The following is a 17,009-nucleotide window of genomic DNA, read 5'->3' as shown; positions in this document are numbered from 1 at the left end:
TTACTTGTCCTCGTCGTCTACAACCTCGTAGTCGGCGTCGACCACATCGTCGTCGGTCTGGGCGCCGGCGGCACCGTCGGTCTGCTGCTGAGCGTCGGCGTAGACAACCTGAGCCAGCTCGTAGGCCACGGACTGCAGGGACTCGCCAGCGGCCTTGATGGCCTCGACGTCAGAGCCCTCGAGCGCCTTCTTGGCGTCGGCGATAGCGGCCTCGGCCTTGGACTTCACATCGGCGGAAACCTTGTCGCCCAGCTCGGTGAGGGTCTGCTCGGTGGAGTAGCACAGGCTGTCGGTCTGGTTGCGGACCTCGACCTCTTCCTTCTGCTTCTTGTCCTCCTCGGCATGAGCCTCGGCGTCCTTGACCATACGATCGACTTCGTCGTCGGAAAGCGCGGTAGAGCCGGAGATGGTGATCTGCTGCTCCTTGCCGGTGCCCTTGTCCTTAGCGGAGACCTTGACGATGCCGTTGGCGTCGATGTCGAAGGTGACCTCGATCTGCGGCACGCCGCGGCGGGCGGCCGGGATACCGGTCAGCTGGAACTTACCAAGCGACTTGTTGTCGCGGGCAAGCTCGCGCTCGCCCTGGAGCACGTTGATCTCGACGCTGGTCTGGTTGTCGGCAGCGGTGGAGTAGACCTCGGTCTTGGAGGTCGGGATCGTGGTGTTGCGGTCGATCATCTTGGTCATGATGCCGCCCATGGTCTCGACACCCAACGACAGCGGGGTAACGTCGAGCAGCAGGATGCCCTCGACGTCGCCGGTGAGCACGCCACCCTGGACGGCAGCGCCGTCGGCAACGACCTCGTCGGGGTTCACGGACATGTTGGGCTGCTTGCCGGTCATGGTCTTGACGAGCTCCTGGACGGCGGGCATACGGGTGGAGCCGCCGACGAGGATGACCTCGGTCAGATCAGAGAGCTTGAGCTTAGCGTCGCGCAGGGCGTTGGTGACAGGCTGCTTGCAGCGCTCGAGCAGGTCGCGGGTGATCTTCTCGAACTCTGCGCGGGTCAGCGTGTAGTTGAGGTGCAGCGGGCCGGACTGGTTCATGGTGATGAACGGCAGGTTGATGGTGGACTGCTGGGCGGCGGAGAGCTCCTTCTTGGCGTTCTCGGCGGCCTCCTTCAGACGCTGCAGGGCCATGGGGTCCTGACGCAGGTCGACACCGTTCTCCTGCTGGAACTTGTCGGCCATCCAGTCGATGACGCGCTGATCCCAGTCGTCGCCGCCCAGGTGGTTGTCGCCCGAGGTGGACAGAACCTCAAACACGCCGTCGGCGAGGTCGAGGATGGAGACGTCGAAGGTGCCGCCGCCCAGGTCGAAGACCAGAATGCGCTGGTCGGAACCCTGCTTGTCCAGGCCATAGGCCAGAGCAGCAGCGGTCGGCTCGTTGACGATACGCTTGACGTTGAGGCCGGCGATCTTACCGGCGTCCTTGGTGGCCTGACGCTGGGCGTCGTTGAAGTAGGCCGGGACGGTGATGACGGCGTCGGTGACGGTCTCGCCCAGATACTTCTCGGCGTCGGCCTTCATCTTTGCGAGCACCATGGCGCTCACCTGCTCGGCGGTGTAATCCTTGCCCTCGATGTCGACGACGGCACGGCCGCCCTGACCCTCCTTAACCTCATACGGCACGGTCTTGAGCTCGGAGGTGCACTCGGAGTACTTACGGCCCATGAAGCGCTTGATGGAGAACACGGTGTTCTTGGGGTTGGTGACAGCCTGGTTCTTAGCGGCCTTACCCACGACGCGGTCGCCGTCGGCACGGAAGCCCACGACGGACGGGGTGGTGCGGTCGCCCTCGGCGTTCACGATGATGGTCGGAGAACCGCCCTCGAGGACGGCCATAGCGGAGTTAGTAGTACCAAGGTCGATACCAAGAATCTTGCCCATTAGAAATTCCCTCTCTCTTGTGCGTTTGCGCCGCCTCGGCGGTCTGTCGCGCGGTGCTTCGGCTTGTCTTTCAGGATGTAGTGTATCCCCTTATGGGCCGGAATATACAAAATCTAAGTCAATTCATATAAGATTTCTTATCTCCGAGAGTTTAGGTTCGCAAAATCGCAGGTAGAAGCGCTGTTTGAGTTCTCGGCAAATCTATTGAGATCTATGTAGAGATGGCTGAGGCTTGGGTCCGAAGGTGTCTGGAGCTGCCTTGCGGAAAGCTCGTCCCGGTTTGAGCGTGGATTCCGGGTCGCAGTTTCCGTCTGAAGGCTCAACCGGAAACCGTATCCCGTTTTGAGAGCTGATGCCGGCTCGCAGTTTCCGCTAGCGGGCCCAACCGGAAACTGCGACCCGGTTTTCGGCCAAATAACGGGATGCCCTTTCCGCAGGCGCGCTCAATAGGTCAATATTACAAGTCACCTATAGCTAACATTTGCGCAGCTCAACGGCCCCACCTGCGCGTTTTTTAGTAAACCTTGGCATACTCGGCGAACGGTATGAAGATGCCGGCCAGAGGGTATTGCAAACGGTCGCTCCCGTGGTATGTTTTTGCCCGAATCAAACCGACGCGCATCGCCTGTAGCGTCGGTCAACAGAGAGGAAACTACCATGGCTCATCCCGTAATTGATGCCGACGAGTGCATCGCTTGTGGCGTTTGCGTCGACTCCTGCCCCGCTGGCGTCCTGGAGCTCCAGGACGTCGCTACCGTCGCTGACGAGGACTCCTGCGTCGCCTGTGGCGCTTGCCAGGACGCTTGCCCCGCTGGCGCGATCACCGAGATCGTCGAGGAGTAACAACTCCCCCACTTGCACACCCAAAAGTACACCGTGCACAAAAAGGAGGCCTCCGCATCGCCGCGGAGGCCTCCTTATTTTGTTTGTGCGGATAACTAATTTGGCACCGCCGCAGGTTGAGCATAAGTCAGCGAAAACGCCCCTAAGCGAGCAAGGTGACGTGAAAGAGGAGGAAAGCGTACTTTGGTACGCGACCGACGATTGAACGTCAGATTGCCGCTTAGGGGCGTTTGCAGCGTCGGCTACGATAGGTCGCCCTCGTAGGGCATAAGGTCTGCGAGGTAGCCTTTCTCCTTGAGCATAGTCTCGATCTCGTCGAGGGTCTGCTCGTCTTCCGCCGCGATGCGATGGAAGTGGTAGCCGCTCGTCACCGTCAGCAGCGGGAAACTCTTGCCGCTGGCAATGCCCTCCAGATAGCGCTCGATATCGCGACGGTTGCGAATGTCCAGGTCGGCCGTGATCTTGCCATACACGCGGTGGTTGACAATCACGTTGAGCACGGCGCCGCCCGCGTCGACGATGCTCGTGAGCTCGTCACCCGCCTGCTCCACGCCATGGTGCACCTTGACCAGGCGCGTGGGCACCGCTGGGCTGCTCGGAGCCTCCTGCAGTACGTAGCCGCGATTGGTGGCAACGATGTCGTGCCCATCGGCACGCAGCAGGGCGATGTCCTGCACGACAACCTGGCGGCTCACACCCACCTCGCGAGCAAGCGCACCGCCCGAAACGGGGCCTTTGGCTCCCTCGAGCACGCCCATAATGGCACGGCGACGCTCGCGGGCATCCATTATTTACCGTCCAGCAGACGCAGGTGCTTAAGCGAGAGGTCGAGGATCGGCGCAGAGTGCGTCAGCGCTCCCGAGCTAATAAAGTCGACGCCCAGGTCGGCAAGCGCGCGAATATTGCTCGCGTCCACGTTGCCCGAGCACTCGGTCTTGGCGCGGCCGGCGATAAGCTCGATGGCGGCAGCCATGTCATCGTGGGTCATGTTGTCGAGCATGATGATATCGGCACCGGCCTCCACGGCCTCGCGCACCATGTCCAGGTTCTCGCACTCAATCTCGACCGTCATGGTAAACGACGCGTGGGCACGAGCCATCTCGATCGCGCGTGCCACGCCACCGGCGGCGTCGATATGGTTGTCCTTGAGCATGACGGCCGTCGACAGGTTGTAGCGGTGGTTGCTGCCGCCGCCGATCTCGACCGCGGCCTTCTCAAACACGCGCATGCCCGGCGTGGTCTTGCGCGTGTCGACGAGAACGGTCTTGGTGCCCTCGAGCACCGCGGCCATCTGGTGCGTATAGGTAGCGATGCCGCTCATGCGCTGCAGGTAGTTAAGCGCCACGCGCTCGCCCGAAAGCAGCACGCGCGCGTCACCGCGCACCTGACCCACATGGTCGCCGGCATGCACCTCGTCACCGTCGGCAACATCAAACAGCACCGAGCTCTGCGAATCCAGCAGTTCAAAGGTACGAGCAAACACATCCAAGCCGGCGATGATGCCGTCGGCCTTGGCGATAAGCTCAACGGTAGCGGGACGCGCTGTGGGGCACACGCTCGCCGTGCTCACGTCCTCAAACGTAATGTCCTCGCGCAGAGCCTGCAGAATCAGATCATCGACGACGAGCTTCATGGTAATGGGATTCATGGTCTACTCCTCCACGGCCTGCGTGCCGGCGGCACGGGCCAAATCATCGATTGCCAGGGTGTCGGCGCTCAGAGCGCGATGGCGGCCATCGAGCGCGGGGTCACCCGCCTGCTCCACGGCCAGCGACTCGCCGGTACGCATGTACCAGGCGGCACGGCGGCCCCAGACCAGCGCCTCGAGCAGGCTGTTTGAAGCCAGGCGATTCTTGCCGTGAACGCCGTTGCAGGCTGTCTCGCCCGCGGCATAGAGCTCGGGCATCGAGGTGCGGCCGTCCTTATCGACCCACACGCCGCCCATAAAGTAGTGCTGCGTGGGCGTAACGGGAATGGGCTCGTCCAAGATGTCGCGGCCGTCCTCCAGACAACGCGCGCGGATGTTGGCAAAGTGCCCGGTCACCACGTCGCGCTCGACGGGGGCAAAGCTCAGCCACTCGTGCTCGGTACCGTCGAGCTTCATCTGCTCGCGAATAGCGGCGGCGACCACATCGCGCGGCTGCAACTCGTCGGTAAAGCGCTCGCCGGCGGCGTTGAGCAAAATCGCGCCCTCGCCACGGCAGCTCTCGCTGATCAGGAAGGTGCGACCCGGCTGCGGCGAGAACAGCCCCGTGGGGTGGATCTGCACGTAGTCCAGGTGCTCCATCTTAATACCATGCTCCTGAGCGATATAGCAAGCATCGCCCGTGAGCTGTGGATAGTTGGTCGAGTGATCGTATACGCCGCCGATGCCGCCCGTTGCCCACAGCGTATGGCTGGCATGGATCTTAAACGGCTCGCCGGCATGCGCGCCCTCGGCGGCATTTGTCAACTCGTCGGCGGGACGAACCGAATTGTCCTCGTCCACGGGAACGGCGATGACGCCGGTGCACACCGTGGCGCCGTCACGATCGGCAGTCAGGATGTCGGTCATGGCCACGTGTTCCAGAATCTGCACGTTGTCCAGCTTGCGAACGGCCTGAAGCAGCTTGGTCGTAATCTCCTTACCGGTGATATCGGCATGGAAGGCGATGCGCGGGCGGCTGTGCGCGCCCTCGCGGGTAAAGTCGAGGCTGCCGTCGGCCTTGCGCTCAAAGTCCACGCCCACGGCCAACAGGTCGTTGATGACCGAACGGCTCGAGCGAATCATGATGTCGACGCTCTCGCGGCGGTTCTCGTAATGACCGGCGTGCATGGTGTCCTCAAAGAAGGCATCGTAGTCCGAGCCCTCGGGCAGCACGCAGATGCCGCCCTGTGCGAGCATCGAATCGCACTCGTCGACAGCGCCCTTGGAGAGCATAATCACGCGCATGCTCGTCGGCAGGTTGAGAGCCGCATACAGGCCCGCTACGCCACAGCCGGCAATAACGACGTCACACTCCATATCGGGGTATTGCTTGGTTTCCACAGGAATCCTCTCCCTTGAATGTGACATAAGGGACCGTCCCTCATGCCGCATTGTTCTAGCGCGCCGCGTACTCGAGCATGCGGTCGAGCGTGAGCTTGGCCTGATCGGCGGCCTCGTCCGACACGCCAATCTGCACCTCGCCCTCGCCCGTCTCCAGGCAGTGCACGAGCTTTTCAAGCGTGATGAGATCCATGTTGACGCAGGTGGGCTGCACCGCGGGGAAGTAAAACTTCTTGCCGGTGCCCTGGCAGCGGCGCTCGAGCTCGTAGAGCACGCCGCGGACCGTCACGATGATGAACTCGCTCGCGTCCGACTCCTCGGCATATTTGATGATGCCGGCAGTGGAGCCGATGTAGTCGGCCTCGGCCAGGACGTCGGCCTTGCACTCGGGGTGCGCCAGCACGAGCGCGTCGGGATGCGCCTCCTGCGCGTCGACGATCTGCTCGACGGTGATGATGTGATGACGCGGGCAGTAGCCGTTGTTGAGAATGACGTGCTTTTGCGGCACCTGCTCGGCTACGAAGCGGCCCAGGTTTTGATCGGGAATGAACAGGATATGCTGCTGCGGCAGCTCGGACACGATCTTAACGGCGTTGGAGCTGGTGACGCACACGTCGCTCCAGCTCTTGATCTCGACCGTCGAGTTGACGTAGCACACCACGGCCAGGTCGTCGCCGTACTCGGCGCGCGCCGCATCGACCGTCTCGCGCTTGACCATGTGCGCCATGGGACAGTCCGCGCCCGGCTCGGGCAACAGCACGGTCTTGGTGGGATTGAGCAGCTTGGCGCTCTCGCCCATAAACTCCACGCCGCACAGCACGATAGTCTGCTGCGGCAGGCTCTTGGCGAGCTTTGCCAGGTAGAAGCTGTCGCCGACGTAATCGGCTACGGCCTGCACCTCGGGCGCCACATAGTAGTGCGCCAGAATCACCGCATCACGCTGGGTTTTTAGTTGCCGAATGGCCTCGACGAGCTCTGCGGGCACCAGTGCCGCACGCTCCGTTGCCGTCGTTGCCGATGCTAGGCCTGCCGCGATATCGCGTGCAAGCTCCGATGCATCCATGTTCGCGCTCTGTGCCATCAAGGCCCCTCTCTTTTGGCGAATCTTGGGGCTTTAGTATGACACCTAGGTTTACAGCTGACAAGACAGCTGTAAACCTAGGTGTAAAGTTGAAATAATAATTCAATGATGGACGTACCCGTGTCGCCCGTAATCGGGACTATGGGCCAACTAGACCGTTACAGCGGCGCGGCCGCCGGAGTCAGCTGCTTGATGTAGGCCCACATGCGCTGCTTAGCGGCCTTGTCGGTGAGTGCCGCCTCAAAGCCGTCGAGCGCGAGCACGCGGCGGCCCTGCACATGGGCGACCAGGCCGGGCTTGAGCATGGCGGTATCGAAGTCATCGATCGCCACGAGCATATCGGCGTAGGTCTCGCGCATGGCATCAGCCGCGTTGTTGTCGAGCAGTAGCACCGCCTCGGGGTCCAAGGCCTCAAGCGCCTCGCGGAACAGCTCGCACGGCAGAGTCTCGCCCACCGCGACCGCTCCGTCACCCGCGCCGGCGACGCTTGCCAGCACGCAAAAATCCTCGGGCGCGTAGCCGATGGCCCCAAGCGCCTTGCGCAACGCCGCGCCATCCGGGCCGGCGGCAAGCTCGCCACCCAAACGTTCGGCCTCGTCCAAATCGCCTTTGACCAGTACGATCGGCGAGCACGCGTTGCCCGCGATACGCACGCCACGGATCGCAAGCGATGTGAGCTCCTGCTCAGCCGCCTGGGCGATGGCTTCTTTTTTCTGGCTTTGTGACGTGGACATGCGCTCTCCAATCGTTTGCGTGCCAACCATTATATAAAAGAGCCGCCTGCGAGTGGTTGCTTTGCGGGCGGCTGGGTATAAGCACGGTCGTACTGAGTTTTACGCGGCTGAGCCGCATCACATTATGGAGGTCACCATGGCTGACATTAAGCAGATTACCCCCGAGAATTTCGATTCCGTCGTTAACGACAGCCTGCCCGTGCTGGTCGATTTTTGGGCACCGTGGTGCGGTCCCTGCCGCTCACTCTCGCCCATCGTTGACGAGGTTGCCGACGAGCTGGCGGGTAAGCTTGCCGTTGCCAAATGCAACGTCGACGACAACCAGGACCTGGCCATGAAGTATGGCGTCATGAGCATCCCCACGCTGATTGTGTTTAAGAACGGCGAGGAGATTGACCGCTCGGTCGGCGCGCTGCCCAAGGCGAGGCTGCAGGCGCTGCTGGAGAAGCACCTGTAATACGCTTGTTACATGTTGCCGTCTGTCTGCCGTCCATGAGCGCTTTTGCACCGCTCGCCGGAGATCCGGGTGCTGCGCCCGCGACCACGGATAGTATGGTAGTCACAAACAGCCCCCAGTGAACGGGTGCGGGCCGCACAGACTCGCACCCGTTTTCTTATGCAGCTGCGCGCAGAGCGGGCGTAGTAAAATCTGAACCACTGAACTGCCCCATACAAAAGGAGATTTCCCATGCATGATGTTGGAATGAACATGAGCCAGCTTGCCATGAGCGTCAAGCAGGTCGACGACACCATCGAGCTCGCTCACGAGTGGAGCCATCAGCTGCTGCATGCGACCGAGAATTTTAACATGGAGCGCATCGGCGCCAAGCTCGAGGCCGCCATGACCGCGCTGCACGAGGCGCACGACGCACTCGAGGGCTACGAAGAGGCCATCGAGGCCGACCACAACTCCGTCGGCTCCGTGAAGCTGGTGTAAGGTGGCCGAACACGAGCACGGCTGCGGGTACGAGCACGAGCATCCGCACGGGGCGGACGGTGACGCGGGCTGCCACTGTAGTGGCTCCGGCTCCGAGCTGGTCCGTTTTTCGGTTACCGCACCCGACGACCTGCTGCGCCGTTTTGACGAGCAAATCGCACGCCGCGGCGACGTGGCCAACCGCTCCGAGGCGGTGCGCGACCTGATTCGCGCATCGATCGCCAAGGAGCAGATGCGCACGCCCAATGAGCATGTTATCGGGTCGCTCACCATGATCTACGACCATCACACCGGCGATCTGACGCGCCGTCTGGACGAGGTGCAGCACGACTACACCGACGAGATCGTATCGACCATGCACGTGCATCTGGATCACCACAACTGCTTGGAGATTCTGGCGCTTAAGGGTCGCGGCGAGCGCGTCTACGAGCTGGCCGACCGTCTGCTGGGCCTGCGCGGCGTTAAGCACGGCGAGCTCACGTGTGCCGCAACCAGGCAGAGCCTGGGGCTGTAGCGCACCTACCAAAAAGTGACAGGTTTGTTTTGGCAGATTTAGAAGTTTTACCTACCAAAATAAACCTGTCCCTTTTTGGTAGGTTTTGATGAGGGAAGGTCGCATGCGGCATGTGCATATTCATGTGACGGGCATTGTGCAGGGCGTTGGCATGCGGCCGTTTGTGTATCGCGAGGCCATGGCGCATGGCATTTGCGGATGGGTGCTCAATGCAGGCGACGGCGTGCATATCGAGGCGCACGCTCCGGTCGATGCGCTCGATGCTTTTGTTGCCGCGCTTTCTGAGCATGCGCCTGCGGCGGCTCGCGTTGAGCATGTCTATATTGCGGATTTGGAGCCTGGCGACTGGGGCGCTGCCGATGAGCAGGGCTTTCGCATTGTGGCATCGCAAGATCAAACCGCTCACACCACGCTCATTTCGCCCGATATCGCCACCTGTGACGATTGCCTGCGTGAGCTGTTCGACCCCGCCGATCGGCGCTATCACTACCCCTTTATCAACTGCACCAACTGCGGGCCGCGCTTTACCATCATCCGCTCGCTGCCCTATGACCGAGCGGCAACGTCGATGGATCACTTTCCTATGTGCCCCACCTGCGCCGCAGAGTATGCTGACCCGCTCGACCGGCGCTTTCATGCGCAGCCCGATGCCTGCTTTGAGTGCGGACCGCACATTACGTGGCGTGAGGCGGATCGCGGCGTGGTGCCAGCGGCCGTCGACGCAACGCCGGCTATCGGCTCCACGCGCGAGGCCAGCGATGCGATCATCGACCGCTGCACCGAGCTGCTGGCCGGCGGCGGCATCGTCGCCATCAAGGGCCTGGGCGGATTCCACTTGGCATGCGACGCTGCCAACGAACAAGCGGTGCGCGAACTGCGCCGTCGCAAACGCCGCAGCAACAAACCACTTGCCGTTATGGTGCGCGGTCTTGCCGACGCCGAGTGTCTGTGTCATATCGATAGTGTTGAGCGCGACCTGCTGGCTGGCAGTGTTCGTCCCATTGTGCTGTTGCACCGCCGTGCAGCCGGCAACGACTCCCATGGCTCGCCCGACGCCATCGAGCTCGCGTCATCTGTCGCGCACGACTTGCCCGAGCTTGGCGTTATGCTCCCCTACACCCCGCTTCAGCATTTGCTGCTCGCCGCAACCGCGTCGCGCGGCATGCGCGCACTTGTCATGACCAGCGGAAACCTGAGCGAAGAGCCCATCGAGACCGACGACGATCTTGCCTGGGAACACCTCGTTGCCGCCGGCATCGCCGACGCGTTGCTCGGCAACGACCGCGCGATCCTCTCGCGCTACGACGACTCCGTGGTGCGCGTGGTCGACGGCGCCATTATGCCCGTGCGCCGTGCCCGCGGATACGCTCCGCAGCCGTTACCGCTGCCGGCATGTGACGGCACTGCACCCTGCGTCCTCGCCTGCGGCCCGCAGCAAAAGACCACGATTGCGCTCACGCGTGAAGGGACGAACGGCGAGGCTACCTGTTTTGTATCGCAGCATATCGGCGATGTCGAAAACGGCAAGACCTTCGATGCCTGGAACGCCGCGCGCACGCGCCTGGAAGATCTCTTTGACTTGGCGCCCGCCGCCTTGGCCTGCGATTTACACCCCAGCTATCTATCGAGCCAGTGGGCGCGCGAGCAGGCACGAAAATGCAATCTGTCGCTCGTCGAGGTGCAGCACCATCATGCGCATATCGCAAGCGTAATGGCCGAGGCTATCGCCGCGGCCCAGCTTACAACCGACGCGCGTGTCCTTGGCATCTCCTTTGACGGCACCGGCGCCGGCACCGATGGGACCATTTGGGGCGGCGAGTTTCTTGTCGCCGGCCTTGCTGACTTTGAGCGCGCAGCGCATCTGCGCACTTGGGCCCTACCCGGTGGCGTAGCGTCCGTACGCGACGCTCGACGCAACGCCTTTGCCCTGCTCAGCGAACTTTGCCTACTCGAGCACCCAGGCACCGCTCGGCTTTTGGACAGCCTCGACGAGCAAACGCGCAGCGTGACAGCCACCATGATCGAGCGCGGTATCAACAGCCCGCGTACCAGCAGCATGGGGCGTCTCTTTGATGCCGCGGCAGCGATTCTGGGCATCTGCGACAAGGCAACCTACGAGGGCGAACCCGCCATAGAACTCGAATCCGCCGCCTGGCGCGCGCTTGACGGCGAAATCAGCCGTTTCGCTGGCAATCAGGCGGGCGTATCGGCATCCGTCTCAACGTCGCTGGACAGTTTGTTCAGATACGTATTAACTACTAACCCCCTATCTGGCATTTTTGCCTCAGATTTTGCCAAAAAAGGCTCTCCGGACACTCTATTTGCGACAAGCGCACCCGGCACAGGCCCCAAATCGACCCATTTTGAGTCCTCACAGACGACTTTTGCCACCCAGAGCCGCTCTAAAAAATACGTATCTGAACTAACTGTCCAGGCTGTCTCGGACAGCCCTTTCGTTCTGGACCCCAAGCCGCTTTTTGAGGCACTTTTGAGCAGAATCGAGACCGGAGAATCCGCCGACCGGCTCGCGCTCGGGTTCCATATCGCCATCGCGCGCTCTTCGGCACGAATCGCACGCGAAATCTGCGCGCGCGAGGGCATCGATACCGTCGCGCTCTCGGGCGGCGTGTTCATGAACCGACTTTTGCTTCAGCTTCTTACCCACGAACTCAAAGACGTCGGTCTTGCCGTTTTGGTCCCCCACGCTGTACCCGTCAACGACGGCTGCATCGCCTACGGTCAGGCCGCCATCGCTCGCGCTCGCCTCGCGCAGACGGCGTTGCGATAGGCTGTTTTGCCAGCCTGCGCGCCGCCGTCTCACAGGTGTAACGCGTTTGCTCGTGACTCCCGCGAGCGCTACCATCATCTGATGGGTATTAAGCGCCTATCCAGCGCAAAACGTATAAAAGGGGAACATTATGTGCCTTGCCGTTCCCGGTAAAGTAGTCAAACGCGACGACGACCTCAAGGCCACCGTCGACATGATGGGCATCGAGCGCCCCGTTTCGCTGCGCCTCGTGCCGACGGCACGGGTGGGCGACTATATTCTCGTACACGCCGGCTTTGGCATTCAGATTGTCGATGAGCAGGAAGCCCAAGAGACACTCGAGCTCGTCAATACCATGACCGAGCTGGCCGAAGAGGACCAGCTCGCCACCAACCCGGCCGAGGCATACTAGTGACGGCGGCGCAGCCGGTTCGCTCCGGTATCGACTTTTCGGCATTTCGCGACCCCAAGCTGGCTCGCGAGCTCATCGAGCGCATTCATGAGCTTGTCGGCGACCGCGCCATCAACCTTATGGAAGTCTGCGGCACGCATACCGTGAGCATCGGGCGCTATGGCTTTCGCTCCATTATGCCTGCCGGGCTCAAACTTCTGAGCGGTCCGGGTTGCCCCGTCTGCGTTACCGCCAACCGCAATATCGACCATGCAATCGCGCTCGCCAAGATGGACGGCGCCATCATCACCTCCTTTGGCGACATGATGCGCGTGCCCGGGTCGTCTACCTCGCTCGCCGCGCAAAAGGCGTCGGGGCGCGATATTCGCATTGTGTACTCCCCGCTCGACGCACTCGACATTGCCGAGCAAAATCCCGAACGCCCGGTCATCTTTATGGGTGTCGGCTTTGAGACCACAACGCCCACCATTGCCGCCGCTATCCTGGAGGCTGACGCGCGCGGGCTCCAGAACTTCTCGGTCTACTGTGCTCACAAGACCACGCCGCCGGCTCTGCGTGCGATCTCCAACGACCCCGAGACGACCATCGACGGCTTTATCCTGCCTGGTCACGTCGCTACCATCACAGGCCTGGCGCCCTTCGGCTTTTTGGTCGACGAGTTCAATACCCCGGGCGTGGTCACGGGATTTGAGCCGGTCGATATCCTGCAGGGCATCTACATGCTGGTCCAGATGATTGTCGAGGACAGGCCCGCGATAGACAACGCCTACCGCCGTGGCGTCAATGCCGACGGCAACCCCGTGGCGCGCCAGCTGGTCGAGCAGGTATTTGAGCCCTGCGATACCACATGGCGCGGATTGGGGTCGATTGCGGCTTCGGGACTCGCCATTCGTCCCGAGTTTTCGCACTTCGATGCCAGCATGCGCTTTGACGTGTCCATCGAGCCGACGGTCGAGCCACGCGGATGCCGCTGCGGCGACGTGCTGCGCGGAGCCATTACGCCGTGCGACTGCCCTCTGTTCGGCCACGCTTGTACACCCGAGCATCCCGTCGGCCCCTGCATGGTGAGTTCCGAGGGCAGCTGCGCGGCATACTACCGTTACCGAGTCTAGCCCGAACGCCCCCCCGCGCACTGACACCTCCCACGATTGGAGTTTTCGATATGTCCCATAGCGTTACCGATAGCACCGTCCTGTTGGGCCACGGCTCTGGCGGTCAGATGATGAAGCGCATCATCGATGAGGTCTTTCTGGATGCCTTTGGGTCGCCCGAGCTGCTCGAAGGCAACGACGCCGGCGTCGCCGCGCTGCCCGCGAGCGGGCGCATCGCCATGTCGACCGACAGCTTTGTAGTCTCGCCGCAGTTCTTCCCCGGTGGCAACATCGGCCGCCTCGCCGTGTGCGGAACCGTCAACGACGTCGCGACCTCGGGCGCCAACGTGCGCTACCTATCGTGCGGCTTTATCCTCGAAGAGGGCTATCCCATGGATAGGCTCCGCCAGATTGTGCAGACGATGGCCGAGACGGCACGCGAGGCGGGCGTGTCCATAATCACGGGCGACACCAAGGTGGTCGAGCGCGGCGGGGCCGACGGCGTCTACATCAATACCGCCGGCGTGGGCGAGGTGCCCGCGGGCGTGGCGCTCAGCGGCGCAAACTGCCAGCCCGGCGATGTCATCCTGGTATCGGGTACGCTGGGCGACCACGGCATCGCCATCATGAGCCAGCGCGAGGGCTTGGCGTTTTCGAGCACGATCGAAAGCGACGCCGCGCCGCTCAATCGCCTGATCGCCGACGTACTGGCCGCAGCACCCGACACGCGCTGCTTCCGCGACCCCACGCGCGGCGGCCTGGCATCCACGCTCAACGAGTTTGCCCAGGCCAGCAGTGCTGCCATGGAGGTCGACGAGGATGCCGTGCCCGTGCGTCCCGACGTGCAGGCAGCCTGCGAGATGCTCGGCTACGATGTGCTGCAAGTGGCAAACGAGGGCAAGATGGTTGCCGTTGTGCCGGCCGAGCAAGCCGATGCCGCGCTGGCCGCCATGCGTGCTGCCCGCTACGGCGAGAACGCCGCCATCATCGGTCGCGTGCTGCCGCTTGCCGAGGCCGCCCGTCCCGCCGTGCGCGTACGCACCGGCTGGGGCTCGACCCGTATCCTCGACATGCTCGTAGGAGAGCAGCTGCCGAGGATTTGCTAACGACAAAGGCTCAGGGCTATTAAAGATATTCAGATTCCAAACATGCCCGGCACGCATGCCCAGTATCATGGGGTGCGTTTTACAACTCAAGCGGCAGGAGCACCCATGGCAGCAGCTTTTACCCATGTGATCTTTGATCTGGACGGCACCATCCTCAACACGCTCGAGGACCTGGCAGCCGCCGGTAACCATACCTGTGAGATGCACGGCTGGCCCACGTTTGCCGTTGACGAATACCGCTATAAGGTGGGAAACGGCATGCTCAAGCTGGTTGAGCGCTTTATGCCCGCCGAGTATGCGGGCGACGGGCGTATGTTTGAGCAGACGCTTGCCGAGTTTAGGGCCTATTACGGCGAGCACAAGGAGGACCACACCGCGCCCTATGCCGGTACGATCGAAATGCTCGACCGCCTGCGCACCGCGGGCGTCACGCTCGCCGTGCTCACTAACAAGGACCACGTCTCGGCGGCACCGCTCATCGAGAAGTATTTTGGTTCCGAGCGCTTTGCGCTGGTGCAGGGCCGTGTTGATTCGTTTCCGCCCAAGCCCGAAGCACCCGTCACACTGCATGTGATGGAAGAGCTGGGCGCCGATCCGGCAACCACGCTCTATGTGGGCGATTCGAATGTCGATGTTCTGACCGGCCACAACGCCGGCCTTAAGAGCGCGGGTGTCAGCTGGGGCTTCCGCGGCCGCGCAGAGCTGGAAGCCGCCGGCGCCGACTACGTGGTGGACACCCAAGACGAGCTCACGGCGCTGATCCTGGGCGAGTAACGAAGTCGCCACCTAACGCGGCCGTAGCGACTCTGCCACGCGGAAAGCGCGCCCCACTATTCGGCCAAAAACCGGGTCGCATTTTCCCGACCACTCGATGCAACGCCGGCACAAGGAGTGTCCCCAACTGCCGGCAGAAAAGGAATGTCCCCAACTGCCACCTTCGACAGCGATGGCAACGCCGTTGTTTTGGCGTGGACAGCGAAAGCCCGCCAGAGCGAGCAAGGTGCCTTGAAACGAGGCGGCATTGACCTTCTGGTCATGCCGCCGAAGTTGAAAGGCAGATTGCCGCCCTGGCGGGCTTGCAGCGTCGAGCAGTTGCGGCGTTTGGTAAAACGCCGCAACGAACTAGTTCATCATTGCATTCATCATCTCGGTGGTTGCGGAATCGTCGGCAGACCACTCGTTATCCTCGTTGGCGGAATACTTAAAGGTGACCTTGGTGTCCTTGGGCTCGGTGGCCTTGGTCACATCGACCATAACCTGACCGGCCATCTTGTACAGCTCGTCATCGGAAGGAACCGTATCAAGCGCGGCGACCTTCTCCTGATACTGGGTGGAAAAGTCCTCGACGATCTGATTCATGGACTTGCAGGTAATGGTGACCTCGGCAGTCGCGGTACCCTTGTCCTCGTCGACCGTCACGTCGCCGATCTTGTAGTCAAAGCCCTCGAGATAGCTCTTGGCATACTCCTTGGGATCGATGCCCAGCTGCTCGAACTCGTCGCCCGAAGCCTCTTCCAGGCCGGCGAGGAAGTCGTCGCCACCGTTCTTGACCTCGTCAAACTGCGTCGTAAGATCCTCGGTAATGAGCTCCTCAACCGAAGGACCTCCGCAGCCGGAAAGCACAACCACGCACGCGACCAGAACAGCCATCAGGGGCGCAAGCAGCAGCTTCTTCTTCATGACATTCCTCCCAACAAGCGGCACCGCGCTTCCCAACACGGTGCACGTCGTAACAATAAGGCCATACTAGCCGCTAACGAACACCCCCGGCAAAGCAAAAGCGCAGTCGGCTCGATTTAACGTCCGAACGGTTTACCGGTCCGCCCAACGCGCAATAAAACGTTCCGCCGCATTGTAATAAATAAGGGCGGCCGGATCACCCGACCACCCTTGTACATCCTTATGTTGCCGCAGCTTACTTGCGGACGACCTTGACGATGGCATCACCGGCGGCGACAGCGGAGTCAGCCTCGACGGCGAGCTCGACGTCGGCGAACTCGGCGGTGTTGGACACAGCCACGACGACGCAGTCCTTGTAGCCGGCAGCGGCGATCTTGGCGCGGTCGATCTTGAGCATGGGCTGGCCAGCCTTCACGACGTCATCGGCCTTGACGAAGCCCTCGAAGCCGTCGCCGTTCATGTTGACGGTATCGACGCCAACGTGCACCAGGACCTCGATGCCATTATCGGACTGCAGACCCACGGCGTGACCCATGGTGACGGTCACCTTACCGTCGCAGGGGGCATAGACCAGATCGTCCTCGGGCCACACGGCGCAGCCCTTGCCCAGAACCTCGCCACCAAAGACGGGATCGGGCACGTCGGCCATCTTGATGACCTTGCCCTTGACGGGCGAGCACAGCACGTCGGCGCCGGCAGAAGCAGAGATGGAGGCCGGAGCAGCGGCAGCCGCGGGCTCAGCCTTCTTCTTGAACATGTCAAACAGACCCATAGGTTTTCTCCTCTTGATTAAGCGCAACGTTATGCGCATGCCTATGGTGATTATAGTGCCAAATGGTTCAAATGCTAAGGTGGGGACTCGAATCGCGAGCCCATCCCGAGGCTCCTTGATTATCAACTTTATCCGAACACCTCCCACATTCATC

General features: G+C 61.9%; 17 protein-coding genes. 9 read left to right on the top strand and 8 right to left on the bottom strand.

The genetic code is table 11. The features are described from left to right. A complete protein-coding gene (gene dnaK / locus DXC90_RS07170) occupies positions 1-1,890 on the bottom strand; it encodes a molecular chaperone DnaK (protein WP_117735381.1) in 1,890 nt (629 codons plus the stop codon). 657 nt (positions 1,891-2,547) lie between these two features. On the opposite strand from dnaK, the gene DXC90_RS07165 reads away from it, so the two are divergent. Continuing rightward, positions 2,548-2,733, top strand: a complete 186-nt coding sequence (locus DXC90_RS07165) for a DUF362 domain-containing protein (RefSeq protein WP_006235216.1) — start codon at positions 2,548-2,550, stop codon at positions 2,731-2,733. 242 nt (positions 2,734-2,975) lie between these two features. Here the strand turns inward: DXC90_RS07165 and DXC90_RS07160 are convergent, their stop codons facing one another. The 5 genes from DXC90_RS07160 to DXC90_RS07140 form a co-directional block, all read right to left on the bottom strand. Next, entirely contained in the window at positions 2,976-3,521 is a 546-nt protein-coding gene (locus tag DXC90_RS07160) for a transcription repressor NadR (protein ID WP_117735380.1), read from the bottom strand. After that, a complete protein-coding gene (gene nadC / locus DXC90_RS07155; protein WP_117735379.1) occupies positions 3,521-4,381 on the bottom strand; it encodes a carboxylating nicotinate-nucleotide diphosphorylase in 861 nt (286 codons plus the stop codon). Before nadC ends, DXC90_RS07160 begins: the two co-directional genes overlap by 1 nt. 3 nt (positions 4,382-4,384) lie before the next feature. Further along, positions 4,385-5,788 carry an FAD-binding protein gene (locus tag DXC90_RS07150; RefSeq protein ID WP_199406648.1) on the bottom strand — a complete coding sequence of 468 codons (1,404 nt, stop codon included), beginning with the start codon at positions 5,786-5,788 and terminating at the stop codon, positions 4,385-4,387. Between the two features lie 28 nt (positions 5,789-5,816). Next, on the bottom strand, positions 5,817-6,842 hold the full coding sequence (gene nadA / locus DXC90_RS07145; protein WP_117735377.1) for a quinolinate synthase NadA: 1,026 nt from the start codon (positions 6,840-6,842) through the stop codon (positions 5,817-5,819). A gap of 158 nt (positions 6,843-7,000) precedes the next feature. Then, complete coding sequence (locus tag DXC90_RS07140; protein ID WP_117735376.1) at positions 7,001-7,576, bottom strand: hypothetical protein; 576 nt, start codon at positions 7,574-7,576, stop codon at positions 7,001-7,003. 136 nt (positions 7,577-7,712) lie between these two features. Between DXC90_RS07140 and trxA the strand changes: the two genes are divergently transcribed. The 8 genes from trxA to DXC90_RS07100 all read left to right on the top strand — a co-directional run bounded on the left by trxA (position 7,713) and on the right by DXC90_RS07100 (position 15,177). Continuing rightward, entirely contained in the window at positions 7,713-8,033 is a 321-nt protein-coding gene (gene trxA / locus DXC90_RS07135) for a thioredoxin (RefSeq protein WP_117735375.1), read from the top strand. Positions 8,034-8,264: 231 nt separating this feature from the next. Beyond that, positions 8,265-8,513 carry a hypothetical protein gene (locus DXC90_RS07130; RefSeq protein WP_117735374.1) on the top strand — a complete coding sequence of 83 codons (249 nt, stop codon included), beginning with the start codon at positions 8,265-8,267 and terminating at the stop codon, positions 8,511-8,513. A gap of 1 nt (position 8,514) precedes the next feature. After that, positions 8,515-9,027 (top strand): nickel-responsive transcriptional regulator NikR, encoded by a 513-nt coding sequence (gene nikR, locus DXC90_RS07125; RefSeq protein WP_199406647.1) that lies wholly within the window; start codon positions 8,515-8,517, stop codon positions 9,025-9,027. Positions 9,028-9,130: 103 nt separating this feature from the next. After that, entirely contained in the window at positions 9,131-11,815 is a 2,685-nt protein-coding gene (hypF, locus tag DXC90_RS07120; protein ID WP_117735373.1) for a carbamoyltransferase HypF, read from the top strand. 130 nt (positions 11,816-11,945) lie between these two features. Beyond that, positions 11,946-12,206, top strand: a complete 261-nt coding sequence (locus tag DXC90_RS07115; RefSeq protein WP_117637955.1) for a HypC/HybG/HupF family hydrogenase formation chaperone — start codon at positions 11,946-11,948, stop codon at positions 12,204-12,206. Further along, entirely contained in the window at positions 12,206-13,318 is a 1,113-nt protein-coding gene (hypD, locus tag DXC90_RS07110) for a hydrogenase formation protein HypD (protein ID WP_117735372.1), read from the top strand. The genes DXC90_RS07115 and hypD overlap by 1 nt, the downstream gene beginning before the upstream one ends. 50 nt (positions 13,319-13,368) lie before the next feature. Then, a complete protein-coding gene (gene hypE, locus DXC90_RS07105; RefSeq protein WP_117735371.1) occupies positions 13,369-14,403 on the top strand; it encodes a hydrogenase expression/formation protein HypE in 1,035 nt (344 codons plus the stop codon). Positions 14,404-14,508: 105 nt separating this feature from the next. Then, the gene (locus tag DXC90_RS07100) at positions 14,509-15,177 is read left to right on the top strand and encodes an HAD family hydrolase (protein ID WP_117735370.1); all 669 of its coding nucleotides are present in this window, start codon (positions 14,509-14,511) and stop codon (positions 15,175-15,177) included. Positions 15,178-15,525: 348 nt separating this feature from the next. On the opposite strand, the gene DXC90_RS07095 is transcribed toward DXC90_RS07100, so the two are convergent. After that, complete coding sequence (locus DXC90_RS07095; protein WP_117735369.1) at positions 15,526-16,083, bottom strand: hypothetical protein; 558 nt, start codon at positions 16,081-16,083, stop codon at positions 15,526-15,528. 235 nt (positions 16,084-16,318) lie between these two features. Next, on the bottom strand, positions 16,319-16,855 hold the full coding sequence (locus tag DXC90_RS07090) for a PTS glucose transporter subunit IIA (RefSeq protein WP_117735368.1): 537 nt from the start codon (positions 16,853-16,855) through the stop codon (positions 16,319-16,321). Positions 16,856-17,009 lie beyond the last annotated feature (154 nt).

The organism is Collinsella sp. TF09-1AT (assembly GCF_003436895.1).
GTDB lineage: Bacteria > Actinomycetota > Coriobacteriia > Coriobacteriales > Coriobacteriaceae > Collinsella.
The sequence above is the reverse complement of the archived record's forward strand: the minus strand, read 5'-3'. Positions and strand labels throughout refer to the sequence as shown.